This window comes from Roseomonas alba (assembly GCF_019430885.1).
Classification (GTDB): Bacteria; Pseudomonadota; Alphaproteobacteria; order Acetobacterales; family Acetobacteraceae; genus Neoroseomonas; species Neoroseomonas alba.
In genome coordinates, this window is the sequence record NZ_JAHYBZ010000004.1 from 157,665 (window position 1) to 181,689 (window position 24,025).

At 69.7% G+C, this 24,025-nt stretch carries 24 protein-coding genes; 12 read left to right on the top strand and 12 right to left on the bottom strand.

Annotation, left to right across the window (positions count from 1 at the left end):
* Positions 1–25: 25 nt before the first annotated feature.
* From KPL78_RS12480 to KPL78_RS12490, 3 genes are read left to right on the top strand one after another with little or no spacing between them, the layout of a single operon-like run.
* Entirely contained in the window at positions 26–1,654 is a 1,629-nt protein-coding gene (locus KPL78_RS12480) for an NAD(P)/FAD-dependent oxidoreductase (protein ID WP_219763290.1), read from the top strand.
* Positions 1,651–2,826: a BaiN/RdsA family NAD(P)/FAD-dependent oxidoreductase gene (locus KPL78_RS12485; RefSeq protein ID WP_219763291.1), complete on the top strand. Its 1,176-nt coding sequence runs from the start codon at positions 1,651–1,653 to the stop codon at positions 2,824–2,826. Before KPL78_RS12480 ends, KPL78_RS12485 begins: the two co-directional genes overlap by 4 nt.
* A 12-nt stretch (positions 2,827–2,838) precedes the next feature.
* Positions 2,839–3,255 carry a hypothetical protein gene (locus KPL78_RS12490; protein WP_219763292.1) on the top strand — a complete coding sequence of 139 codons (417 nt, stop codon included), beginning with the start codon at positions 2,839–2,841 and terminating at the stop codon, positions 3,253–3,255.
* A gap of 26 nt (positions 3,256–3,281) precedes the next feature.
* Here KPL78_RS12490 and KPL78_RS12495 read toward each other — a convergent pair whose 3' ends face one another.
* Positions 3,282–6,368, bottom strand: coding sequence for a caspase family protein (locus tag KPL78_RS12495; RefSeq protein WP_219763293.1), 3,087 nt, complete (start codon positions 6,366–6,368; stop codon positions 3,282–3,284).
* Positions 6,369–6,372: 4 nt separating this feature from the next.
* Entirely contained in the window at positions 6,373–7,389 is a 1,017-nt protein-coding gene (locus KPL78_RS12500; protein ID WP_219763294.1) for an SH3 domain-containing protein, read from the bottom strand.
* A gap of 188 nt (positions 7,390–7,577) precedes the next feature.
* Here KPL78_RS12500 and KPL78_RS12505 point away from each other — a divergent pair, with 188 nt between their 5' ends.
* Both KPL78_RS12505 and KPL78_RS12510 read left to right on the top strand, forming a co-directional pair.
* Complete coding sequence (locus KPL78_RS12505) at positions 7,578–8,699, top strand: branched-chain amino acid ABC transporter substrate-binding protein (protein ID WP_219763295.1); 1,122 nt, start codon at positions 7,578–7,580, stop codon at positions 8,697–8,699.
* Positions 8,700–8,762: 63 nt separating this feature from the next.
* Entirely contained in the window at positions 8,763–9,062 is a 300-nt protein-coding gene (locus tag KPL78_RS12510) for a DUF3303 domain-containing protein (RefSeq protein ID WP_219763296.1), read from the top strand.
* A 424-nt stretch (positions 9,063–9,486) separates the two neighbouring features.
* On the opposite strand, the gene KPL78_RS12515 is transcribed toward KPL78_RS12510, so the two are convergent.
* Positions 9,487–9,657 (bottom strand): hypothetical protein, encoded by a 171-nt coding sequence (locus tag KPL78_RS12515; RefSeq protein WP_219763297.1) that lies wholly within the window; start codon positions 9,655–9,657, stop codon positions 9,487–9,489.
* A gap of 214 nt (positions 9,658–9,871) precedes the next feature.
* On the opposite strand from KPL78_RS12515, the gene KPL78_RS12520 reads away from it, so the two are divergent.
* From KPL78_RS12520 to KPL78_RS12540, 5 genes are all read left to right on the top strand, one after another.
* Complete coding sequence (locus tag KPL78_RS12520) at positions 9,872–10,135, top strand: hypothetical protein (RefSeq protein WP_219763298.1); 264 nt, start codon at positions 9,872–9,874, stop codon at positions 10,133–10,135.
* Positions 10,136–10,211: 76 nt separating this feature from the next.
* On the top strand, positions 10,212–11,195 hold the full coding sequence (locus KPL78_RS12525) for a TRAP transporter substrate-binding protein (RefSeq protein WP_219763299.1): 984 nt from the start codon (positions 10,212–10,214) through the stop codon (positions 11,193–11,195).
* Positions 11,196–11,367: 172 nt separating this feature from the next.
* Positions 11,368–12,357: a TRAP transporter substrate-binding protein gene (locus KPL78_RS12530; protein WP_255568945.1), complete on the top strand. Its 990-nt coding sequence runs from the start codon at positions 11,368–11,370 to the stop codon at positions 12,355–12,357.
* 94 nt (positions 12,358–12,451) lie between these two features.
* Positions 12,452–12,991, top strand: a complete 540-nt coding sequence (locus KPL78_RS12535) for a TRAP transporter small permease (protein WP_219763301.1) — start codon at positions 12,452–12,454, stop codon at positions 12,989–12,991.
* Positions 12,991–14,322 carry a TRAP transporter large permease gene (locus tag KPL78_RS12540; RefSeq protein WP_219763302.1) on the top strand — a complete coding sequence of 444 codons (1,332 nt, stop codon included), beginning with the start codon at positions 12,991–12,993 and terminating at the stop codon, positions 14,320–14,322. The genes KPL78_RS12535 and KPL78_RS12540 overlap by 1 nt, the downstream gene beginning before the upstream one ends.
* Before the next feature lie 189 nt (positions 14,323–14,511).
* Here KPL78_RS12540 and KPL78_RS12545 read toward each other — a convergent pair whose 3' ends face one another.
* The 6 genes from KPL78_RS12545 to KPL78_RS12570 all read right to left on the bottom strand — a co-directional run bounded on the left by KPL78_RS12545 (position 14,512) and on the right by KPL78_RS12570 (position 20,210).
* The gene (locus KPL78_RS12545; protein ID WP_219763303.1) at positions 14,512–15,486 is read right to left on the bottom strand and encodes a Bug family tripartite tricarboxylate transporter substrate binding protein; all 975 of its coding nucleotides are present in this window, start codon (positions 15,484–15,486) and stop codon (positions 14,512–14,514) included.
* Between the two features lie 83 nt (positions 15,487–15,569).
* Positions 15,570–17,024: a M81 family metallopeptidase gene (locus tag KPL78_RS12550; RefSeq protein WP_219763304.1), complete on the bottom strand. Its 1,455-nt coding sequence runs from the start codon at positions 17,022–17,024 to the stop codon at positions 15,570–15,572.
* Positions 17,025–17,075: 51 nt separating this feature from the next.
* On the bottom strand, positions 17,076–17,630 hold the full coding sequence (locus KPL78_RS12555; protein ID WP_219763305.1) for a class I SAM-dependent methyltransferase: 555 nt from the start codon (positions 17,628–17,630) through the stop codon (positions 17,076–17,078).
* 59 nt (positions 17,631–17,689) lie between these two features.
* Positions 17,690–18,538 carry a KPN_02809 family neutral zinc metallopeptidase gene (gene ypfJ, locus KPL78_RS12560; protein ID WP_219763306.1) on the bottom strand — a complete coding sequence of 283 codons (849 nt, stop codon included), beginning with the start codon at positions 18,536–18,538 and terminating at the stop codon, positions 17,690–17,692.
* A gap of 14 nt (positions 18,539–18,552) precedes the next feature.
* Positions 18,553–19,290 carry an aspartate/glutamate racemase family protein gene (locus tag KPL78_RS12565; protein WP_219763307.1) on the bottom strand — a complete coding sequence of 246 codons (738 nt, stop codon included), beginning with the start codon at positions 19,288–19,290 and terminating at the stop codon, positions 18,553–18,555.
* Positions 19,290–20,210, bottom strand: coding sequence for a TauD/TfdA family dioxygenase (locus tag KPL78_RS12570; protein ID WP_219763308.1), 921 nt, complete (start codon positions 20,208–20,210; stop codon positions 19,290–19,292). Before KPL78_RS12570 ends, KPL78_RS12565 begins: the two co-directional genes overlap by 1 nt.
* Positions 20,211–20,472: 262 nt before the next feature.
* On the opposite strand from KPL78_RS12570, the gene KPL78_RS12575 reads away from it, so the two are divergent.
* Together KPL78_RS12575 and KPL78_RS12580 are read left to right on the top strand one after the other, a co-directional pair.
* Positions 20,473–21,615 carry a M20/M25/M40 family metallo-hydrolase gene (locus KPL78_RS12575; RefSeq protein ID WP_219763309.1) on the top strand — a complete coding sequence of 381 codons (1,143 nt, stop codon included), beginning with the start codon at positions 20,473–20,475 and terminating at the stop codon, positions 21,613–21,615.
* 128 nt (positions 21,616–21,743) lie between these two features.
* Complete coding sequence (locus KPL78_RS12580) at positions 21,744–22,037, top strand: hypothetical protein (protein WP_219763310.1); 294 nt, start codon at positions 21,744–21,746, stop codon at positions 22,035–22,037.
* A 15-nt stretch (positions 22,038–22,052) separates the two neighbouring features.
* Here KPL78_RS12580 and KPL78_RS12585 read toward each other — a convergent pair whose 3' ends face one another.
* The 3 genes from KPL78_RS12585 to KPL78_RS12595 form a co-directional block, all read right to left on the bottom strand.
* Entirely contained in the window at positions 22,053–22,655 is a 603-nt protein-coding gene (locus KPL78_RS12585; RefSeq protein WP_219763311.1) for a hypothetical protein, read from the bottom strand.
* Positions 22,656–22,785: 130 nt separating this feature from the next.
* Positions 22,786–23,394, bottom strand: a complete 609-nt coding sequence (locus tag KPL78_RS12590) for a hypothetical protein (protein ID WP_219763312.1) — start codon at positions 23,392–23,394, stop codon at positions 22,786–22,788.
* Positions 23,391–23,873: an alpha/beta hydrolase family protein gene (locus tag KPL78_RS12595; protein WP_219763313.1), complete on the bottom strand. Its 483-nt coding sequence runs from the start codon at positions 23,871–23,873 to the stop codon at positions 23,391–23,393. Before KPL78_RS12595 ends, KPL78_RS12590 begins: the two co-directional genes overlap by 4 nt.
* Between the last annotated feature and the right edge of the window lie 152 nt (positions 23,874–24,025).

Sequence of the window (24,025 nt, forward strand, 5' to 3'; positions counted from 1 at the left end):
TCGCCCCTATGCTATAGCCCCCCGAATGCTGCGCCTGACCGAACTGAAACTGCCGCTGGACCACCCGCCCGAGGCCCTCGAAGCCGCGGTGCGCGCCCGGCTGGGCCTGCGCGGGGCCGAGCTGCGCAGCCTGCACGTGGCCCGACGCGCCTGGGATGCACGCAAGCGGTCCGAGATCGTCCTCGTCTATTCCGTGGATATCGAGGTCTCGGATGAGACCGCCCTGCTGCGCCGCGCGGCCCGGGACCGGACGCTCGCGCGCACGCTCGGCCCGAAGCCGGATACCACCTATCGCCCCGTTGCCCGGGCGCCGGCCGCCGGCTGGAAGCGCCCCGTGGTGATCGGCACCGGCCCCTGCGGCATCTTCGCCGCGCTGATCCTCGCCGAGATGGGCTTCCGGCCGATCATCCTTGACCGCGGCAAGGTGGTGCGGGAACGCACCAAGGACACCTGGGCGCTGTGGCGCAAGCGCGAGCTGACGCCCGAAAGCAATGTCCAGTTCGGCGAGGGCGGCGCGGGCACCTTCTCCGACGGCAAGCTCTATTCCGGCATCAAGGCGCCGGAATCCCTGACGCGCAAGGTGCTGGAGGAATTCGTCGCCGCCGGCGCGCCCGAGGAAATCCTGTATGTGGCCAAGCCCCATATCGGCACCTTCCGCCTGGTGACGATGGTGGAATCCCTGCGCGAGAAGATCACCGCGCTCGGCGGCGAATACCGCTTCGGCACGCGCGTCACCGATTTCGTCATCGACCGCGGCGCGATCCGCGGCGTCATCACCGAAGCCGGCGGGACGATCGAGACCGACCATGTCGTGCTCGCCATCGGCCATTCGTCGCGCGACACCTTCCAGGCGCTGTTCGACCGCGGCGTGTTCATCGAGGCCAAGCCGTTCTCCATCGGCGTGCGCATCGAACATCCCCAGTCGATCATCGATGCCGCACGCTTCGGCGATTTCGCGAAACATCCGATCCTGGGGGCGGCCGACTACAAGCTGGTGCATCACGGCAGCACAGGGCGCGACGTCTATTCGTTCTGCATGTGCCCCGGCGGAACCGTGGTCGCGGCGACCTCCGAACCCGGCCGCGTCGTCACCAACGGCATGAGCCAGTATTCGCGCGCCGAGCGGAACGCGAATTCCGGCATCGTCGTCGGCATCACGCCGGATCGCGACTATCCGGGGCACCCGCTCGCGGGCATCGCCTTCCAGCGGCATTGGGAGGAACAGGCCTTCATCGCCGGCGGCGGCAACTACAACGCGCCGGCGCAGCGTGTCGGGGACTTCCTGGCGGGGCGGCCATCGACGGAACTCGGCAGCGTGGTGCCGTCCTACAAGCCGGGCGTCACGCCGACGGATCTCGCGCGCTGCCTGCCGGATTTCGTCGTCGCCGCCATCCGCGAGGCCCTGCCCGCCTTCGGCCGCCAGATCCGCGGCTTCGACATGGAAGATGCGGTGATGACGGGGGTGGAGACGCGCACCTCCTCCCCCATCCGCATCCGGCGCGGGGCGGATTTCCAGTCCATCAACACCCAGGGCCTGTTCCCCGCCGGCGAGGGCGCGGGCTATGCGGGCGGCATCTTCTCGGCCGGGGTGGACGGCATTCGCGTCGCCGAGGCGGTCGGCCGCGCCATGGCAGGGCTGGCGGCCGCCGCGTGACCGAATTCGATGTGGTGGTGATCGGCGCTGGCGCGGCGGGGCTGTTCGCCGCCATGCGCGCGGGGCAGCGCGGGCGGCGCGTGCTGCTGCTGGATCACGCCGACGAGGCCGGCAAGAAGATCCTGATCAGCGGCGGCGGGCGCTGCAACTTCACCAATCTCGGCGTCGTGCCGGAACGCTTCCTGTCCGCCAATCCGCATTTCGCGCGCTCGGCGCTGGCCCGCTACACGCAGCGGGACTTCATCGCGCTGGTGACGAAGCACCGTATCGCCTTTCATGAGAAGACGCTGGGGCAGTTGTTCTGCGACGGGTCAGCGCGGCAGGTCGTCGACATGCTGCTCGCGGAATGCGAGGCCGCCGGCGTCGATCTGCGGCTGCGCCATCGCGTCACGGACATCACGCGCGGCGATCGCTTCACCATCGCGACCGACCACGGTGCCGTCACCGCGGCCTCGCTGGTGCTGGCGACCGGGGGCCTGTCCATCCCGAAGATGGGCGCGACAGGTTTCGCGCATGACGTGGCGCGCCGCTTCGGCCTGCCGGTCGTCGCGCCTCGGCCAGGGCTGGTGCCGCTGACCTTCGATGATGCGGCGCTCGATCTGATGCGCCCACTGGCCGGCGTCGCGTTGCCAATCGTCGCGCGCTGTGGTCGCGCCGCCTTTCCCGAGGCCATGCTGTTCACCCATCGCGGCCTGTCCGGCCCGTCGGTGCTGCAGATCTCCTCCTACTGGCGGGACGGCGAGGCCATCACCCTCGACCTGTTGCCGGACCGCGACGCCACCGGGCTGCTGCTGGCGGCGAAGCGCGCGCGGCCGAAGGCGGAAGCGCGCACGGTGCTGGCCGATCTGCTGCCTCAGCGCCTGGCTCAGGCGCTCGCTGCGGCGCATCTGCCGCCGCGCATCATGGGCGAGATCGGCGATGCCGATCTCAAGCGCCTCGGCGCGATGCTGAAGGCCTGGCGGATCGAGCCCGCCGGCACCGAGGGCTATGCCAAGGCCGAGGTGACCCTCGGCGGCGTCGACACCGCCGCGCTGTCCTCGAAGACCATGGCCGCGAAGGATATCCCGGGCCTTTTCGTGATCGGGGAGGCGGTGGACGTGACTGGCTGGCTCGGCGGCTACAATTTCCAATGGGCCTGGTCGAGCGGCTGGGCCGCCGGCGAGGCCGCCTAGAAACCGCCCCACTTGCATCCCATTCTCAATTCCATGCGCAAGCTGATGCTCATGGCCGGGCTGCTGCTGGCGGGCTGTGCCTCCCAGGCCGGCTTCGACGCCCGGATGCAGGAACTCGTCGGCCTGCCGGTCGGCGACCTGGTGCAGCGTATCGGCGTGCCGGACAGCGACTTCAGCACGCCCGATGGCCGGCGCTTCCTTCAATACGAACGGCTCGGCACCAGCGCGCCGACACCGGCGCCGACCTTCGGCGTGGGCCTGGGCGGCTTCGGCTGGCGCGGGCCTTATGCGGGCGGCTGGGGCTGGGGGATGGGCTACCCGGCCTATGCGCCGCCGCCGCCCTGCCGGGTGACCTTCGAGATCCGGGCGGACCGCGTCGAATCCTTCACGCGGGCCGGCGGCGGCTGCGTGGCGACGGATCCAGGCTGATCGGGAACGGAGCAGCGCCCCTCCGTTCAGCCCCCGTTGCGCGGCACCACCGCCACCGGGAAGGACCGCAGATCCCGCTGTGCCGCCCGGAACACCGCATTCTGCTGGTGCCCCTTCTCCCGCGCGAGCTGCGGCACGCGCCGCATCACCCATTCGCCGAGTGCCAGCGCCGTCACCCGTCCCTCGGCATCCACCGCGGCGCGGCCGCGCAGCCCTTCCATCAGGGCATAGGCGAAGACGCCGTTGCGGTCGTCGTAGGAATCCAGCGCTTCCTGCACCGAGGACGACGCCGCCAGCAGGAAGCGCCCGGTGTCATTGCCGATGGCCGCAAGCTGGTCGATGTCCACCTGCCCCGCATAGCAGGTGTCGATCATGATGAAGGCGTCGCGCGCACGGATGCGCGACAGCGCCGCGACCAGCGTCGTGTCGTCCAGCGTTTCCTGGCGCAGCACGTCGAAGCTGCTGATGTCCCGCACATCCGACGGCAGGAACAGGAAGCGGTTGTTCGGCGAGACGATGCCATGCCCCGCGATGTAGAGGATGAAGGTATCCGCCGGCCCGGTATCCCGCGCCACCGCGGCCAGCGCATCGAGCACGCCGCGCCGCGTCGCGCGCGCGCTCGGCAGGAAGCGCAGGTCGACGTCGCGGAACAGCCCGGTCCCCGCAGCCCGTAGCGCCTCGCCGACCGAACGCGCATCGGGCTCGGCATAGCGCAGGTTCAGCTCGCGATTGGCGTATTCGTTCACGCCGATCGCCAGCACCACCAGCCGGCCGGCACCTGGCGGCGCGTCGGGCTCGCCGGGCCGGCGCAGCGTCAGGCTCGGGCCTTCGGCGAAGAGCGTCCCGTCGCTGGCGTAAAGGCGCGTCGCGATGCGGTTGCTGCCGGGGTCGAGCGGCACCTCGACGCTCGCCTCCCCCACCGCTGGTTCGGCGCGGGCCGCAAGGCGGTCATTCACCAGCACGTCGAGCGGCCCGAAACCGAGGCCGCGATCCGTCGCGCGGAAGGCCATGCGCAGGGCCGTCGCACCTTCCGGCAGCGCACGCGCATCCCAGGCAATCGCCTGGCACTCTGTCCCCACCACGGCGCAGAGCGACCCGGGCGCCAGCGTCGGCAAGCGGCCGATCCGGCTGCGCACCTCGCCAAGCTGCGTCAGCCGCTCCTGCGCCGGCGCGAAATCGCCCGCGATGCGCCCGCGGACCGCCCGCGGCGCGTAGAGCGCGCGATAGGCCTGCTGGAACGACGCCCATTCCGGGGTCTGGTTGCGGCCGGCATTGAGATGGACGCCGACCAGCTCCTGCCCGCCATTGGCGCCGTGGTCGAACAGGCCCTCTGGGGTCCAGAGTGCCCATCGCAGCGTCTCGGCATGGACGAACAGGGCTGCCTGCTCGCGCAGCGCGCCAGCCTGGAAGCGATACCAGCGGATGGTGCCGTCGCCGAGCGCGGCGACACCCATGTCGCCCGCCACCGTCAGCCCCCAGACGGCGCCCGGGGTCGGGATGGAATCGACCAGCCGCCCCTGCGCGTCGAACAGCCGGATATGCGTGTCGGTGCCGAGGAGGAACCCGTCATCCCGTACCAGGATGGCGAGGCTGCGGGCGAACTCGCCCTCGTCCAGGCGCAGCGGCACGTTGTTCAGCCGCGGCCGGTTGGAGTTGCGCCAGTCGAGCACACGGATCCGCGGCGTCTCGGTCCGCGCCGTGGCGAAGCCGGGCTCGCCCTGCCAGGCGGTCAGGCTGCCGGTCAACGGGTCGAAGATGACCGGCGCGCCGCCGGCGCGCAGGCTGAACAGGACCTGCGTGCCGTCGGCAGACAGCGCGAGCGTCACGCCGGTATTGCGGAAATCGCCGCCGGGCGGACGCGGCGCGACGGCCAGCGCCCCGTCCGGCGCGATGCGCCCCCAGCCCGGATCGGCCGCCGCATAGACCAGCCCGCCCTGCGGCAGCGGCACCATGTGGGAGATCGCATCCCGTGCCGCCGGGATGTCCGTCGCCGCGCCGAAGCCGAAATCCGCCCAGCGGCGGATAACGAATTCCCGCCGCGTATCGGGTGGCGAGACCAGCGCCGGATCCAGTACCGCCGTCATGGGCTGCTGCTGCCGCACCACCAGCCCGCGCCCCCCGGGGCTCGGCGCGGAGGAGGAGGAGGAGGAGGCCGGCTGCCGCTGCGGCGCCGTCCGCGTCGTCGCTGGCGCCGGCGTCGCCCCCTGCTGCGCCGCCGGCCGGTTGAAGCGCGCATAGCCGCCGGCATAGAGCTGCAGCCCGCCATTGGCGTCATGCGCCCAGGCGACGGCGGGCAGCCCCTCGCCCGCCAGGCCACTGGTATCGGGGACCAGCACGGTGCGCAGGTCGCTGGTGCTCAGCACCTCGACGCGCAGGCGATCCTCATAGCCGACGACCAGCAGAGCCCCTTCGGGCGAGAAGGCGACGCCATAGGGCCGCGCGCCCTGAACCGGGACGCGCTGGGCGAGCTTCCGCCCATCAGGGGCGTAGAGCCGCACCGTGCCATCGGCCGCGGCCGCCGCGACGCGCCCGTCGCGATCGAAGGCCACCATGCGGGCAGGGCCGGCGAAGCTCGCATCCTCGAAGACCAGCCGGCCGTTGCGCGCGTCCCAGACCTTGATGCCCGCGCGCCCGCCCAGGGCCGCGGCGAGGCGACCGCCATCGGCCGAGAAGGCAAGATGCTGGACCGGCGCGGTGAGCCCGGGCAGCCGCGCCGCGAGCCGCCCCGTCTGCGTGTCGAACAGGTACAGCGCAAAGGCACTGTCCCAGGATCGCGCCGTGTAGCCCGCCGCGGCGACGCGGCTGCCATCCGGCGTCAGCGCGACGGCATAGAGCTCGCCCTCCGCCTCCGGCCCCATGGGCGGGCGGATGACCAGGCGCTCCGTGCCCTCCGGCAGGTTCCACAGCCGCAGCGTCTTGTCGTCAGAGACCGTGGCGAGCGTACCGCCATCGGCCGTGGTCGCGAGACGACCGATCGGCGCGATATGCGCACCGGCCTCGATGCGCAGGAAAGGCTGCTGCGGCGGCTCGGCCGGCGCCTGCGCCTGCGCCGGCCCGCACACGGCGATCGTCGCCGCGAGGACGAGTCCGCGGAGCAGGCGGCGCACGGCCATGGCCCTAGCTGCTGGCCAGTTCGAAGCCCTGGCCCTGGGCCAGACGGTCGGCATTCTCGACACTCTCGCTGAAGCCATCGCGGCGCGCGATGTTGGTGGCGGCGAGCTGGCGGAACTGGCCGTCCTCGCCGCGCCCGCTCACGCTGGCGCTCGGGCTGCCGAGGCCGCGTACGCCTACCGCGTTGGCGGGCACGTAGCCGACCACGCCGGAGGAGGTCTCGACCCGGGCGAAATTGCCCTCGGCCGGGGTCACGGTGACCGATTCGCTGCGGTTGAGCTGGCCGACCTGCGCCGCACCGTCGTCCGGACGGATGCGAATGGGGGCGGAGACGCGCGCCGTGGTCGGCCGTGCGGCGACCGTACGGCGTGCCACCATCTGCTGCTTGGTGCCCGGGGCGATGGTCTCGATGGCGCTGTCGAATTCGGCGCCGCGGGTGCCGATCTTCTGGTTGATCTGCTGGGCGAGCGCGACGTCGCGGCGCATCAGGTCGCGCTGATAGGTCATCAACGCCATGCCCTGGTCGCGGCTGATCACGCCGGCGCGCACGTCGCTGCGGATGCGGTTCGCCGCGTTCACGCGACAGTCGACGAGTTGGTTGAAGGCGACCTGGGTCGCTTCGAGCTGGCGATTCTCGTTGGTGAGGTCGCCACCGACAGCCTGGACCAGTGCACCCTGGTTCTGTGCCTGGCGCTGGCGGGCCTGGATGTAGCCGCCGACGCCGCCGGCAACGCCGCCGGCGACCGCGCCGATCGCGGTGGCCGCGGCGAGATCCCCCCCGCGGCGCCCCGTGGCGAGGCCGATCGCGAGCCCGCCCAGCGCCCCCAGCCCGGCACCGACCGCCGCGCCGCGCAGGATGTCCTCAGCGTAGAAATCACCGGTGGAATCGAGCTGCACGACATAGGCCCGGCACACGTCCCGGCCATCATCTGGCCCGATGCGGCCCAACTGCGTGGAAACGCAGCCCGCCAGCATGGCTGCCGACATCACGCTGGCCACTGGACGGCGGATCGAGGCTCGCATCAAAAAAACTCCCGGGTCAGGATCGCGAGACAATAGTATCAGGACGTTACGGTCCATGCCAGAGCAGGTCCCGCCCCCGCCGTGCGCAAGGTCACGCTGGGCAAGGGCCTTCCGTCTCCTTAACCTCACCTCACTCAGGGCCGCCCCTCGATCCGGTGGCGGTCGGCTTCAAGCAAAGGGGACGACACATGCTCACGACACGTAGGCTGGTGCTCGGTGCGGGCCTCGGCACCCTGGCCATTGGCAGCGATGCCTTCGCGCAGGGGGCCTCGGGGCCCATCCGCATCGCGACGGCCGGCCCGATGACCGGCCAGTACGCGGCCTTCGGCACCCAGATGCGCGAAGGAGCGACGCAGGCGGTGACCGACATCAACGCCGCGGGCGGCGTGCTGGGGCGTCAGCTCGCCCTCGAGATCGGCGATGATTCCTGTGATCCGCGCCAGGCGGTCAGCGTCGCGAACCAGCTTGCCGGCCGGCGGGTTGTCTTCGTCGCGGGGCATTTCTGCTCCGGCTCCTCCATCCCCGCCCGCGACGTCTATGCCGAGGAAGGCGTGCTGCAGATGTCGCCCGCCTCGACCAATCCGCGCTTCACCGACGAAGGCAAGTGGAACACCTTCCGCACCTGCGGCCGCGACGACCAGCAGGGCCAAGTTGCCGGGCGCTACATCCTGCAGAATTTCGCGGGCAAGCGCGTGGCGATCCTTCATGACAACACCGCCTACGGAAAGGGCCTCGCCGACGAGACCAAGAAGGCGCTGAACGCCGGCGGCATGCAGGAGACGATGTACGCCGCCTATACGCCCGGCGAGCGCGACTACAGCGCCATCGTGTCCCGCATGAAGGCCGCCAACATCGACGTCATCTATCTCGGCGGCTACCACACGGAAGGCGGACTGATCATCCGCCAGGCCAAGGAGCAGGGGATGAACGTCACCCTGATCGGCGGCGACGCGCTGGTGACCAACGAGTTCTGGCAGATCTCGGGCGCGGCGGGCGAAGGCACGCTGATGACCTTCTCCTCAGACCCGCGCAAGCGTCCGACGGCGGCCGAGGTGGTGCAGCGCTTCCGCGCCCGCAACGTCGATCCGGAGGGCTATGTCCTCTATACCTATGCCGCGATCCAGATCTTCGCCGACGCTGCGAAGAAGGCAAACAGCGTCGATCCGCGGCGCCTTGCGCAGGTGCTGAAGTCGGACGGCCCATGGCAGACGGTGCTCGGCCCGATCAGCTTCGACGCCAAGGGCGACGTCACGGTGCCGGACTACGTCTTCTACATCTGGCGCAACGGCGCCTACGCCGAACTGTCGTAAGGCGATCCGGCCCGCACCGCGCATCGCCGCGCGGTGCGGGCCATCGGCCGGGGGGGCGCGGCGATGCTGTTCATGGTCATCGAGCATTTCCGCGACCGTGACGCGAAAGCGGTCTATCGGCGCCTGCGCGATGCGGGGCGCGGCGTGCCGGAGGGGCTGCGCTACGTCGACTCCTGGATCGAGACCAATTTCGACCGCTGCTTCCAGCTCATGGAATGCGACGACCCGCTCCTGCTTCAGGACTGGGTGCTGTTCTGGGGTGACCTGGTCACCTTCGAGATCGTGCCGGTGGTGCCCTCGGCGGCGACGCGGGCGCTGGTCGAACGGCATCTCGCCGCACCCGGCGCCGGCAATCCGGAGTGAAGGCGACTCCATCGAAATGCTTGCAGCCGGGTCGCCCGCAGGTGCAGCATCCTTTCTGTCGTCAACAACCGAAAGGAGGTGATCCGGTGTCTCATCGCATCAATCGGGCTGTCGTGCCCGTGGCCCGGATCACTGCCGGTCACTGACCGGCAGGTCACCAGGGTTCCGCGGGCCGGGTTCCGGCCACGCGATGGGAAGGCTCCGGGGGAAACCTCGGGGCCTTCTTCGTTTCTGGGTGAGCGGTCGAAGGCAAGGACCGCCGCGCTGCGCCATCGCCTGCGCCAGCCGGCCATAGCCACGCCGCACAGGACAGCTGCTCGACAGCCCGATCGGGCGATCGCATCGCACAACGCCGGCCGATGGCGCCGCGCACGGAACGCCACAGGATGGCCTGCGATATGCTCGAATAGGAAAGAAGGCGCGCTCAGCGCGCGATGAAGTCGTCCGGGCCCTCGCCCATCTCCTCCGGCAGGTCGGCGGCAAGATCCTGCACCACGGCAGACACCCATTCCTCGGCGGTGGTGCCCAGGGCAGCCGCCCGGCGGGCGATCTCGGCGGCCAGTTCGTCGGGCAATTCCACCTTCACTTCAGTCATTTGCTACGCGCTCCTCGGCTGCGACTCGCGGAACAATAGGGTGATTCCGGTTTGCGGCGCCTTTGCGACATCCGCATGGGTGGGATGCGATTGCGTTGCGGTGCAGCGAAGCCTCCGAAAGGTCTCGACAGGACTTGATCCGGCGCAAGGCATTCGTCGCGAAACCCTGGAAAATAATCAACATTCGCACGGTATCAGGAAAGGTCCGCAGCCCATGAACCATCGCCACCGCAAGGTGCTCCACGCCATCTTCGCCCACCCGGTCAGCGCCAATATCGACCCCAAGGCGGTGCAGGCAGTGTTCGAGGAACTCGGCGCGGAGGTGGACCACACCGGCACGGGCCGTGTCGGCGTGAAGCTGAACGGCCATGCGGCCGCCTTCCATGACACCCGACACAGCCTGTCGAAGGACGAGGTGGTGGAGATCCGCCAGTTCCTCACCCAGGCCGGGGTGGATCCCGCCGCCTACCCGGTTTGAGGGATCACGGAGTCCGGCGTAACCTCCCTGCGTTGCCGCAGCGCCCGCGCCGCGGCCGGAGATGAGGATACGCCGGATGATCACCGTGAATCGCCGTGCCCTGCTGGGCACCGCCGGGCTTGCTGCCCTCGCCCCCGTGGCCGCCCAGGCGCAGACGCGCTGGCAGATGGCCACCGCCTATGCCGACGGAAACCTGCATACCCGCAACATCAAGACCTTCCTGCAGGAGGTCGAGCAGGCCGCGAATGGCCGCCTGTCCGTGCAGCTCCATTCCAATGGCTCGCTGCTCAAGATGACCGAGATCAAGCGCGGCGTGCAGACCGGCCAGGTCCAGGCCGGCGAGATCCTGCTGACGGCCTATGCCAACGAAGACCCGATCTACGACGCCGACGCGCTGCCGCAGCTCGTCACCAGCTTCGCGCAGGCGAAGAAGCTCGCCGACCTCCAGCGCCCCTTCATCGAGGCGCGCTTCGCCCGGCAGGGCCTGACGCTGCTCTACATGGTGCCCTGGCCGCCTGCGGGTCTCTATGCGCAGAATCCGGTCACCTCGCTCGAGCAGCTCCGCGGGTCGCGCTTCCGCACCTATTCCCCGATGACCAACCGCTTCGCCCAGCTCATCGGCGCGCAGCCGACGCTGGTGCAGTCGGCGGAACTCGCCCAGGCCTTCGCGACCGGCGTGGTGCAGTCGCAGGTGACTTCGGCGGCGACCGGCGTCGACACCCAGGCTTGGGACTACGCGAAGGTCTTCATCCCGCTCGGCTTCACCCAGACGAAGAACGCTGTCTTCGTCTCCCGCCGCGCGCTGGAGGGCCTGCCCGCCGAACTGCAGCAGGCGATCCGCGCCGCCGCGGCACGCGCGGAGACGCGCGGCTATGAACTCTCCGAAGCCGCGACGCGCGAGACCGAGGCGACGCTCGCGCGCAACGGCATGCAGGTGATGCAGCCCACGCCGCAGCTCCTCGAGGATGTCGCCAAGGTCGGGGCGACCATGGCCGACGAATGGGCGCAGCGCGCCGGGCCTGACGGCCAGCGCCTGCTCCAGCAGTACCGCGCGGCCTGACCGCAGGATGCGCGCGCCGCGGGCAGCGGCGCGCCATCTCGCCCAGAGAATAGGCAGACGCCGTGGCTTTCTGCCCATTCGCCGCGCAGCCCCACTTGCACCGCACGCGGCGCGGCGACGAATATGCCGCCCGCTCAGAACCACAAGAAGGGGGCTTCACCCAATGAGCCTGATGCATCGTCGCGGCGTTCTCGCCGCCACCGCAGGACTGGCCACGGCCGGCCTCGGCCTCGGCACAGCCGCCGCGCAGACGCGCTGGCAGGTCGCCACGGCCTATCCGGACGGCAACTTCCATACGCAGAATCTGCGCAGCTTCCTCGACGCCATCCAGGCGGGGTCGAATGGCCGGCTGTCGCTGCAGCTGCATTCCAACGCCGCGCTGCTCAAGATGACCGAGATCAAGCGCGGCGTGCAGACCGGCCAGGTGCAGATGGGCGAGATCCTGCTCTCCGCCTATGGCAACGAGGATCCGTTCTTCGAGGTGGACGGCATCCCGATGCTGGTCACCACCACCGCCCAGGCGCGCAAGCTCGCCGAGCTCCAGAAGCCCTATGTCGAGGCGCGGCTGAACCGCAGCGGCCTGTCGCTGCTCTACTGGGTGCCCTGGCCGCCATCGGGCCTCTACACCAACGCTCCGGTCGAGACGGTCGAGGCGCTGCGCGGCACCAAGATGCGCACCTACAACGTGCTGACCAACCGCTTCGCGACGCTCGCCGGCGCGACGCCGACCCTGGTGCAGCAGGCCGAGGTGCCGCAGGCCTTCGCGACCGGTGTGGTGAACGTCATGGTCACCTCGGCGGCGACCGGCGTGGATGTGCAGGCCTGGGATTTCTGCAGGGTCTTCACGCCCATCGGCTTCGCCCGCACGAAGAACGCGATCATCGTGCGCAAGCGCGACCTCGATGCCCTGCCGGCCGAATTGCAGGCCATGATCCGCAGCGCGGCCGCGGCGGCCGAGACGCGCGGCTGGGACCTGTCCGACAAGGCGACGACCGATCAGCAAGCCATGCTCGGCCAGCACGGCATGACCATCGCGACCGCGACCCCCGCGCTGATGCAGGGGTTGCGGGCGATCGGCAACACCCAGACCGACGAGTGGGTGGCCAAGGCCGGCGACGATGGCAAGCGCCTGATCGACGCCTATCGCGCCGCCATCGCCTGACACCACCGGGGCCCGCTACAAGGCGGGCCCCGTCCTGCCGCGTATCGGAGCGTGCCCGTATGACCCTTCCCGCCCCTTCCCGCCGCTCCGCCTCATGAGGCTGCTGCGTCGCGCGCTGGACGCGCTGTATCTCCTCGGTGGCATCGGTGGCGCTGTCACCCTCGCCGCCATCGCCGCCATCATCGCCACGCAGGTGATCGGCCGGCAGTTCGGCGTCGCCGTGCTCGGCGCGGATGACCTGACTGGCTTCGCGGTGGCGGGGTCGGCGACCCTGCCCCTTGCCTATGCCTTCCGGCATGGGGCGCATATCCGCGTCGACCTCATCATCGGGCATCTGCGCGGCGCACCGCGCTTCGTGCTCGAGACCATCGCGCTGCTCGCCTCCTTTGGGCTCTGCGCCTTCTTCGCCTATTCCATGCTCGACCTCGCCTCGGACAGCTTCGAATTTGACGATGTCGCGCAGGGGTCGATCGCCTGGAAGCTGTGGATGCCGCAGCTCATGGTGGGCACCGGCGTCGCGCTCTTCGCGCTCTGCCTGCTCGACGACCTGATCGTACATCTGACGGGGGGCACGCCCTCCTATCGCAAGGCGGCCGAGGCCTCGGCGCTCGAACGGGCCGGGGAGGAACTCTGATGGAACTCGCGCAGACCGAGGCCGGCGCCCTGATGCTGGGGCTGCTGTTCCTCTTCCTCGGCTTCGGCATCTGGATCGGGCTGGCGCTGGCCCTGGTGGGCCTGGTCGGCGTCACGGTGCTGCCCATCCTGATCCCGGCCATGCCGACCATGCCGCCCGAAAAGGTCATGGGCACGGCGATCTGGCAGTCCCTTGCCTCCTGGACGCTCGCCGCGCTGCCGCTGTTCATCTGGATGGGCGAGATCCTGTTCCGCACGCGCCTGTCGGAGGACATGTTCCGCGGCCTTGCCCCCTGGGTGCAGCGGCTGCCCGGTCGCCTGATGCATGTGAACGTCATCGGCTGCGGCATCTTCGCGGCGGTGTCGGGATCCTCGGCCGCGACGGCGGCGACGATCGGCAAGATGTCGCTGCCGGCGCTGACCCAGCGCGGCTACCACCTGCCGATGGCGATCGGGTCGCTGGCCGGCGCGGGCACGCTCGGGCTGCTGATCCCGCCGTCGATCGTGATGATCGTCTATGGCGTGGCCGCCGAGGTTTCGATCGTCCGGCTGTTCATCGCCGGCGTGCTGCCCGGCATCATGCTGATGATCCTGTTCAGCGGCTACATCGCGGTGTGGTCGATGCTGAACCCGGACAAGACGCCGCCTTCCGACCCGCCCATGTCCTTCGGGAAGAAGCTGCGGGAGAGCGGGCAGCTCATCCCCGTCGTGCTGCTGATCGGCTTCGTGATGGGCAGCATCTACCTCGGCTGGGCCACGGCGACCGAGGCTGCGGTCTTCGGCGTGGCCGGTGCGCTCGCGCTGTCCGCCTGGGGCGGGTCGCTGTCCTGGTCGTCCTTCACCGGGTCCCTGATGGGCGCGGTGCGGCTGTCCTGCATGATCAACCTGATCCTCGCCGGCGCGGCCTTCCTGACCCAGGCCATGGCCTATTCGGGCATTCCGGCAGCGATGGCGTCCTGGGTCGGCGCGCAGGGCTTCAGCCCCTACATGATCATCGCCTGCCTGACGGTGATCTACCTGATTCTGGGCTGCTTCATCGACGGCATCAGCATGATCGTGCTGACCGTCTCGGTGGTGCTGCCGATCATCCAGAACACCGGCTTCGACCTGGTCTGGTTCGGCATCTTCATCGTGCTGGTGGTCGAAATGGCGCAGATCACGCCGCCGGTCGGATTCAACCTGTTCGTGCTGCAAGGGCTGACCGGCAAGGGCATCTTCGAGGTGACGCGCTACACCATGCCCTTCTTCATCCTGATGCTGATCGGCGTGTCGATCGTGACGGTCTTCCCCGCCATCGTGACCTGGCTGCCGCAGACGATGCTGGCGCGCTGACGCACCGGACGGAGTTGGAGAGGGGCTCTGCCCCTCTCCAAGCCTCTCCCCGCCACAGGCCACGGGGCCTTTGGCGGACTTGGCAGCACTGCAGCCAAGGCGCGGGGAGATGCAAAGCCCTTCCCCGGCCCACCGTCGCGCGGATAAGGCAGCGCTCCGCGCAGCCCCAACCCGTGCGCAGCTCAGCGCTCAGTCCAGCCGCGCGCCCGACTCCCGCACGACACGCTGCCACTTGGTAGTCTCTTCGCCGATGAAGTGCTGGAACGCCTCGGGTCCGAGCGGCCGCGGCTCGCTGCCCACTTCGCGCAGCTTGGCCTGGACCTCGGGCTTGGCGATGGCGGTGAGCGTCGCTTCGGCCACCCGGTCGATGATCGGGCGCGGCGTGCGGGCGGGGGCCTGGAGGCCGAACCAGGCCACGGCTTCGAAGCCCGGGAAACCGCTCTCGGCGACGGTCGGCGTCTGCGGCACCGAGAACCAGCGCTGCGCCGAGGTCACGGCAAGCAGCCGGACGGCGCCGGAGGCGATGTGCGGAAGATAGGCCGGCAGGTTGTCCACCGCGATCTGCACGCGCCCGGCGAGCAGGTCCGGGATCAACGCGCCGGTGCCACGGAAGGGCACGTGCTGAATGTCGATCTTGGCCAGCGACTTCAGGTATTCGGCGCTGAGATGACCCGAGGTGCCGTTGCCTGGCGTGCCGTAGTTCAGCGCGCCCGGATCGCGCTTGGCCAGGGCGATGAGGTCGGCGAGGTTCTGCGCCTGGACGTCCTTGTTCACCATGACGCCATTGGCGACCAGGTTCACCATCGCGATGGCCGTCAGGTCATCCTGCTTGAACGGCATGCGGCTGTAGAGGAACTGGTTGATCACCGCCGTGCCGATGGTGGTCATCAGCAGGGTGTAGCCGTCGGGGTCGGCCTTGGAGACGACCTCCGCACCAATGTTGCCGCCGGCGCCGGCCCGGTTCTCGACCACCACGGGCTGGCCCAGCGCGCTGCTGAGCTGCTCGCCGATCACGCGCGCCGTCACGTCGGTGGCACCGCCGGCGGTGAAGGGCACGATCAGGCGGATGGGGCGATTGGGCCAGGCCGGCTGGGCGTGCAGCGCGACGGGAGCCGCCAGCACAGGCAGGGCGCCGAGGGCGGCGCGGCGGGTGATGCGCATCATGTCACCTTCCTTGAGCGTTGTGCCTGCGCGCTAACCTGCGCAAGCCCCGGATGCAAGCATGCGCATATATCGTTTCGAGGCCGTCAACCCAGCCAGTCGCGCGGCACATGCCGCCACGGCAGGGGATGCAGGTCGAGCGCCGCCGGACCCGGCGCGTCGCATTCGACGATGGCGACGCAACGGTCCTTGAAGGCCGCGCGGAAGTGGTTCTTGCCCTTGTTCGCGAGCAGCCGCGTCGTGCCGAGGTCGATGCCATGCAGGGTGAAGAAGCCCGGATCGACCGCGGATTCCTTCAGCGTGGTGCAGATGATGCGGAGATTGCCGACGCGCAGCACGCAGGTCGCGCCGAGGTCGACCGGCGCGCCGCGTTCCATCGGGCCTTCATTGACGAAGCGGCCATCGGTCAGGCGCTCGACGGTGACGTCGGTGATGACCGGGCGGCCGAAGGCCTCGGTGATGGTCGCGCCGAGATGGCGGGTCAGCGCCGCACCCACGCCCGCGTCCTGAGCCGCGGCGACCGAGGCCGGGTCGTGCAGGAAGGCGAAGACGGCGGGCACATCGAGTTGCGCATTCACCAGCGTGCGCAGCATCTCGGGTGTGTCCGCGATGCCGCCGGACAGCGGATTATCGGCCGGGTCGAGCAGGGCGACGAGGCCGGGCGGCGCGTTGAGCGCCTGGCGCAGCGCCGTCACCGGGTCAGGCAGGGTCACGGCGAAGCGGTCGCGCCGCGCGGCGATAGCGTCGGCCAGGCGTTCCGCCACGTCACGCGCCGCGCCGGCATCCTCCGCCCAGACCATGGCGGAGGGACCGGCATGCGGGCTGTCGCCCCAGGCGAAGCCGCCGAAGATCGAGGCGTCGAGGATCGGCGCCGTCTCGGCAGCCTTGGCCTCGGCCCAGACCTCGGCCATGGGACCGGCCTCGTGCCGCATGTGAAAGCTGTGCAGGATCATCGGGCGCTTGGCGATGAAGCCCTGTGCGCGCGGCGCCCCGCCGATCGCGCGTTCCAGCAGGTGCAGTGCGCGCATCCCCGCGGCATCCATGTCGATGTGCGGATAGGTGCGGTAGGCCGATGCGCCATCCAGCCACTCCGCGATCTCCGGCGCCATGTTGGCGTGGAAGTCGAAGCTGGCGACGAGCGGGGTGCCGCGCCCGATCAGGGAACGGACGCGCGCGATGGTGGTGGCGTCTGCCTCCGGGTCGGATTCCGTCACGCAGGCGCCGTGCAGGGAAAGGTAGACGCCATCGAAACGCTGCGCGCGCAGGCCAGCCTCGACCTCCTCCCGCCAGGCGGCGATGGCTTCGTCGGCCATGGGGCCGCCGGGCTGGGCGGCGATGCAGGGCAGCACCGTGGCGCGCCAGTCGGGGCGCTCCGCCAGGAAGGCGGCGACGGCGCCAAGTTCCGTCGCCGTGCCGGCATAGCGAGCGAGATGCCCTGCCCCGCTGCCCCATTCGCGGGATTCGAAGGCCGATCTCGGCGTGGGAACGGGGGTGAAGGAATTTCCTTCGAACCAGAGGCGGGCGACGGCGATGTGCGGCATGGGCGAAGCATAGACCCTCCGCCGGACCACAGCGAGACGAGGCCGGCGCGGTCAGAGCCGGCGAAGGGCGACCTGGCCGTCGAGCGCGAAGAGAAGCATCAGCGGCAAGGTGGCCAGCGCATCGTGAACGGCCCTGACCACGCCATCACCCCACCAGCTGCCCAGCGCATAGTCATCGAGCCCGATGACACCGCCGCTCCGGACCTTCGCGGTGGACAGCACGATGTCCTCGCGCACCGCCTCGTAATTGTGGTCGCCGTCGATATAGACGAAGTCCATCGCCCCGTCGGGCTGGCCCGCAAGCCACGGCACCGAGGCACTGCGCACCACCTCCACCCGTCCGGCGAATGGCGGCTCGCTGAAAGTCCGCAGGATCGAGGCGTGAATCTCCTCCATGTCGTTGGCGCTGCCCTGCGCATAGAGAGATTGCCCGTGCTGGGGCTGGCCGCTGTTCTGCCAGGGGTCGACCAGATACAGGCGGCGTGGCCGCGCCTGCGCGAAGATCGCTCGCGAAAAACCACCCCGGAAGACGCCGATCTCGGCGCCAACGCCGCCCCTCGGCAGCAAGGCCGCGATCGTACGACGCGCATCGACAGCAACCTGCATGATCGTGGCGGACCTTCTGGCCCACAGAATAGAGCATTAACCCCTTCTGATCCGCAACATCATCCTCGCCCGGCGAAGGTGTCGCAGGCCTCGATCCGGCCGCTGTCCAGCCCGCGCCGGAACCAGGTCGCACGCTGGGCCGAAGTGCCGTGGGTGAAGCTTTCCGGCACGACATAGCCGCGGCTTGCGCGTTGCAGGCGGTCGTCGCCGACCGCGGCGGCGGCATTCAGCCCTTCCTCGATGTCGCCGCGTTCGAGGATGCCGCGCGTCTCCTGCGCCCGCCGCGCCCAGACGCCGGCGAGGCAATCGGCCTGCAATTCCACGCGCACCTGAAGGGCGTTGGACGCCGCCTCCCCCTGCCCGCGCCGCACCTCCTCGACGCGCCCCAGCACGCCAAGCTGGTTCTGCACGTGATGCCCGACTTCATGCGCGATGATGTAGGCGGCAGCAAAATCCCCCTGCGCGCCGAGACGCCGCTGGAGGTCCGCCATGAAGTCGAGATCGATGTAAACCTTGTGGTCGCGCGGGCAGTAGAAGGGCCCGACCTGCGCCTGGGCGAAGCCGCAGCCCGACTGCGTCGCGCCGGAGAACAGCACCACCGTCGGATCCTCGTAGCGCCCGCCACGCCGGGCGAATTCGGCGCGCCAGACCTGCTCCGTCTCGCCCAGCACCTGGGCGACGAAGCGGCGGGCGGCATCGTCCTGCGGCGCCGTCTGCTGATACTGGGTCTGCGGCTGGGGGGCGGAAAGCTGGCCTTGCAGCAATTCCCCCGGATCGACGCCGAGCAGCAGCGCGATGACCAGCAGGGCGATGGTGCCGAGGCCCCCGCCCACCGCGACGCCGCGGCCGCCGATGCGCTGGCCGCGCCGGTCCTCGACATTGTCGCTCTCCGGCCCGTCCAGACGCATGATCGCCTCCTTCGCTAGGTATCGCCCCGCAGCAACGCGGCAAGGCCGGGAGAGATGCCAAGGCCCATGCGCCCCTTCGGCGGGGCATAGGACCCGGCCTGCGCTCGCGGCAGGCGCAGCGAGACCAGGAGCTCGGCCATCCGCACCCCACAGGCCATGCCGTCCAGCAGTGCGACCGGACAGGCCGCCTGCAGCCGGTTGTCGAAGCCGGCCAACGCCGCCCCAGCGAGGACCACGGCATTGGCGCCCTCGGCGGCGAGCGCCTTGGCCGCGGCCAGCACCTTTGTGCCGACGCTGTCGGGGTCGGCCACGGCCTCCGGTGCCGATGCGTTCACCGCGATGATGTCCACCAGCCGCTCGGCCAGCCCGTAGCGGGCGATCAGCTCGCGATACATCTCGAGGCTGCCGAAGGTGACCAGGCCGAAGCGGCCGCCCAGCATGCAGGCGGTCAGGCAGGCGGCCTCGGTCATGCCGACCACGGGACAGGGCATGATCTGCCGCGCGGCGTCCAGCGCCGTGTCGTGGCTGACGGCGAGCAGCACCGCATCGACCTGGCCGGCCTGTTCGGCGAGCAGGTCGAGCAGCGCATGGGCGGCGATGACGTTCTCCGCCCGCGTCGTGATCACCGCGGGGCCGAAGCGCGGCGTGGCGGGAATGATCTCCGTCCCCGGCGCGGCGGCAGCACGGGCGGCAGCAGCGCAGGCGTCGGTGATCGCCTCGGTGGTGTTCGCATTCGCGACCAGCAGCCGCATCAGCCAGGTTCCGCCACGGTGCGGCGCGAATGCGCCATGGCGATACGCAGGCGGCGAAATTCCTGCGGGGCCGCTGGCGCATCGGGCGTGGTCTCGGCCAGGCTGCGCAGCTTCCAGACAAGATGCGGGTTGAACAGCAGCAAATCCCCCGGCCGCGGCTCCAGTTTCAGCATCAGGGCCGGCTCGGCGCAGACGGCATCGAGCAGGTCGAAGGCTGGGCGCAGCCCCGCGGAGAGCGGCGCGGCGCCGGGCTGGGGCGTAGTCGCCGCCTCCTCCACCGCCAAGCGAGTGTAGCGCGCGGCGAAGGCGCCGCCGGTCACAGTGAAGACGGCGCGTGGGGTGAGTTCCCCGTCCTCAAGCAGCGGCGCCGGCTCGTAGAGCTCGGCGAGCGCGGTCCGGTCGCGGCGCATCACCTCATTGTGCACCGCACCAGCCGAGACGAGCCCGTGCGGCGGAGCATCCGGCGCATTGGCGAGGCACAGCAGCGCGATGGCGTCGCAGGCTTCGATATGGAAGCGTGGCGTGGCGGCACGCGCCCCACCCCCTTCCTCCGGCCGCCCGGTCAGGCGTGTGACGGGCGAGCCCTGCCCGTTCAGCGGCTTGCCGAGGTGTTCCCCAAGGGTCAGCAGCGCGGCATCTGCCGCCGCGGCGCCATGCCGGTCGAAGGGCAGACCCCGCAGGAGACAAAAACCGCGGCCCGTATCGAGCCGCGTCGCGACATCAGCGAGAATCGGCGCCAGCCGCGTGAGCGGCGGCGGGGGCGCGGCGGCCTCGGCCGCCGTCAGGGCGGCTTCGAGCTCGGCCGCCTCCTCGGTGCCGACAGGCACCATCCAGTCCGCCGCAGTGAGGTCGCCCGCCACCCAGACGGCAGGGCCGGTCTGGGGTGCGGGCCGCGGTCGGGGTCGCGTGAGGGTCGTCATGCACGCAAGGGTAGCACGCCGCGTGAGGCAGGCCACAATCGCGCCGCACCTTGCCGGATCGGCGCGACGGGTGGACCCTCCGCCGCGAGAGTCTGTTTGGAAAGTCCGGCACTGGCCCGCACCCCCAACCCGGCCACCCATTCCAGCATGCTGACGCGGGTGGCCGGGTTGGGGGTGCGGGCCGGTGCCGGACACGGCAACGCGCCATAGGGCGCGTTTCCAAACAGACTCTGACTGCTTGCCGGAGAGAGAGAGAGACCGCATGACCGAATACCCCGCGACCGACCTGCCCTTCGATGCGGAGGAGATCCTCGCCCGCCTGATGCGCTGGTCCGCCTGCGAGAGCCCGACCTTCGACGCGGCGGCGGTCAACCGGATGATGGACATGGCGTCGCGCGACCTGGCGCTGCTCGGCGCGCGGATCGACCGCATCCCGGGGCGGATGGGCCTCGGCGACTGCGTGCGGGCGCGCTTCCCGCATCCGGCGGGCGATGCTGCGCCGGGCATCCTGGTGCTCGCGCATCTCGACACGGTCCATCCGATCGGGACGCTGACGAAGCTGCCGATCCGGCGAGAGGGCAACAAATGCTACGGCCCGGGCATCCAGGACATGAAGGGCGGCACCGTCCTCGCCGTCGAGGCGATGCGCCAGATCATCGCCGCGGCGATGGCGACGCATCTGCCGGTCACCTTCCTGCTGACCTCCGACGAGGAGATCGGCAGCCCGTCGACGCGCGACATCATCGAGGCCGAGGCATCGCGCAACCGCTTCGTGCTGGTGCCCGAACCAGCGCGCCCGGACGGCGGCGTGGTGACCGGCCGCTATGCCATCGCGCGCTTCAACCTCAAGACGACGGGGCGTCCGTCCCATGCCGGGGCGCGGCTCGCCGAAGGGCGCAGCGCGATCCGGGAGATGGCGCGCCAGATCGTCGCCATCGAGGACATGACGACCGAGGATTGCACCTTCTCGGTCGGCGTCATCCATGGCGGGCAGTGGGTGAATTGCGTCTCCACCACCTGCGAGGCGGAATCGCTGTCGATGGCGAAGCGGCAGGAGGATCTCGACGCCGGCGTGGAGAAGATGCTGGCGCTGCGGTCGAACGCAAACGACGTGACGCTGGAAGTCACGCGCGGCGTGACGCGCCCGGTGTGGGAACCGGATGCGAAGGGCATGGCGCTGTACGACCAGGCGCGGAAGATCGCCAACGACATCGGCTTCGACATCAATCCGCAGAGCGCCGGCGGCGGGTCGGACGGCAATTTCACCGGGGCGATGGGCATCACGACGCTCGATGGCCTCGGCGTCCAGGGTGCGCTGGCGCACACGCTGGAAGAGCATGTGATGATCGACAGCCTGGTGCCGCGGGCGAAGCTGCTGGCCGGGCTGCTGACGACGCTCGCATGACGCGCGGGTGAATTCCTTCAGGCGTGGTGGCGATGGCAGGGTCGTGATGTCTTGCCATCCGCGCCCGCAGCGGTGACTTTTCAGCGACCGCGGAGCCGCCGCGGTCGTCACGAAAGGAGAAGGCCGCGATGGCACGCAGCCGGGACGTGATGAGTCTGGCAGCGCTCATCACCGGCGCCGCGATGGCGGCGGGATCGGCGTCACCCGTCACGGCCACGATGGACGCCGCCGCGCCGGTCGTGCCGGCGCAGTATTTCCACGAGGAGAGGCCGGCCTACCAGGCACCGCCGCCGCGGTATTACGCGCCGCCGCCGCCACGGCGCGTCTGCTGGACCGAGAATCGCCGCATCCTGGTGGGATACGACCGCTATCGCCAGCCGATCTACCAGACCGTGCCGCGCCGCGTCTGCGGCTATCGCTGAGGCATCCGGCGCGGTTCAGCGCGGCGGCTGGGCGGCGTTGACGGCGGCGCGGATGGCGGCGGCGGGGATCACCACGGTGTTGCTGCGCCAGCGCGGGCCGAAATTGCTGGTGTCGATCCACAGGCAAAGATCGACCGGGTCGCGCATCAGTTCCAATTCCGCGCGGGAAAACGTCACGCGGCCTTCGGAGCGCTCTTCCCTGCCCTGCTGCCGCAGGTTGATCGCGACGGTGTAGCGGTAGCGCCCATCGATCGGCTGCGGCCACGCCGCGCGCGGCTGCAGGCTGTCGTCCACAACACCAAGTGTGTCCCGCAGCCGGCCGTCAACAACAAAATCGACATTGCGCTCGCTGTCGGGGATATGCGTTCGCCCTCGGCACGTCACGATGTAGACATAGGCGGCGCTGGCATGATCGATCGCCAGGATGCGCAGGTTGCTCGCCGACGACAGTTCCACGATGATGGCCGGGCGGAAATCAGAAGGTCTGGGTGAGGAAAAGTACGGCGTGATGCGCGCGATGTGCGGTGGACTGAGCCCATCCAGCCGCAAATCGGTCACGTCAGGCACGCCGCAGGCTGCCAACAGGCAAGCCAGCGCGAGTGATGCCAAGCGCGTCATCGGCCCATAACCCGGTTGAGCAGCGTGCCGGTCGAACTTGGCAATCGCAATTCCATCATCCGCCCGAACTGCGCATGGGTGTAAGGCGCGTCGAAGTGCTGGGAGGCGAAACCCTGCGACGGGCGGCGCTTTACGGCGGCGTCCCGGTAGCGACCGCTGCGCGGATCGCAGTGGGGGGGATCATCACCGTGTTGCTGCGCCAGCGCGGAGCGTAGCCGACGGTATCGACAACCAGACAGAGATCGACCGGGTCGCGCATCAGGTCGAGTTCGGCGAGGGAGTATTCCAGGCGACCGTCGGAGCGATCTTCCCTGCCCTGTTGCCGCAGACCGATCGCGACGCTGTAGCGGTAGCGCCCGTCGATCGGAGGCGGCCAATCCGAGCGGGGCCGCCGGTTGCTGACAACTTCGAGCTCGTCCCTCAGACGGTCGATGAGGACGACGTCAAAGCGTCGCTCCTCTCTGATGATGTGCGAACGCCCGTAGCAGAGCACGACATATGCGTTCGTGCCTATGGCATGGTTGGTCGCCAGTTCGCGCAAGTCACGGGACGTCGACAGCTCCGCGACGATTGCTGCACGTATGAAGCGCGGATCTGGCGTCATGAACTCCGGCCGAAGGTTCACGATGTGCGGCGGGCTGAGCCCGTCCAGCCGCAAATCGGTCACGTCGGGCACACCGCAAGCCGTGAGAAGGCCGGTGAGGGTCAGCAATACAAGGTGCGGGAGATGGCCGATCACCTGCCCAGGATCCTCTCATACAGAGTGTTCCGCCCATCCGGCAGGATCCGCTTTATCATCGCTTCGAAGTCCCCATGCGCGAAGGGTGCGTCGAAATGCTGAGACGCGAAGCGCTGTGGACGCTGGCCATACTGACCACCCAGCTCCGCGATCTGGTTGCTCGGGTTCGATGGGTTGCGGTCCGCTGCATTCACATTGATCCATTCGCGGGCCCCGGCGCGCACCCGTCTGAAGAAGTCGTCCGACAAGAAAGGACCTACTGGATCTACGGTAACCAGCATATCGATCGGGCGGCCCTCCCTTGCCAGGCGATCGACGATTTGAGCCGCCGTATCCGCACCCCAACTATGACCCACTACAACAACGCGGGTACCGGGCGCTGCTGTCTCGATCAGCGAGCGGATGCGGGCGGGCTGATCATGCGATGCGTATTCCACCTGCGTGTTGGCGAGGCGTGCGCCCTTCGCCTCCTCAGACATATCCCTGACCAGCCCCGAAGTCCCATCGAACAATCCCCCGACAAAGACGACGAGCGCCGGCGGCCTCGGCGCCGCCGCCGGGGCGGGTGCCGGTTCCGGCGCCGCCCCCGGCCAGGCGCTTCGCGCGCCGTGCCGTCGCCCTCGCCACGCGC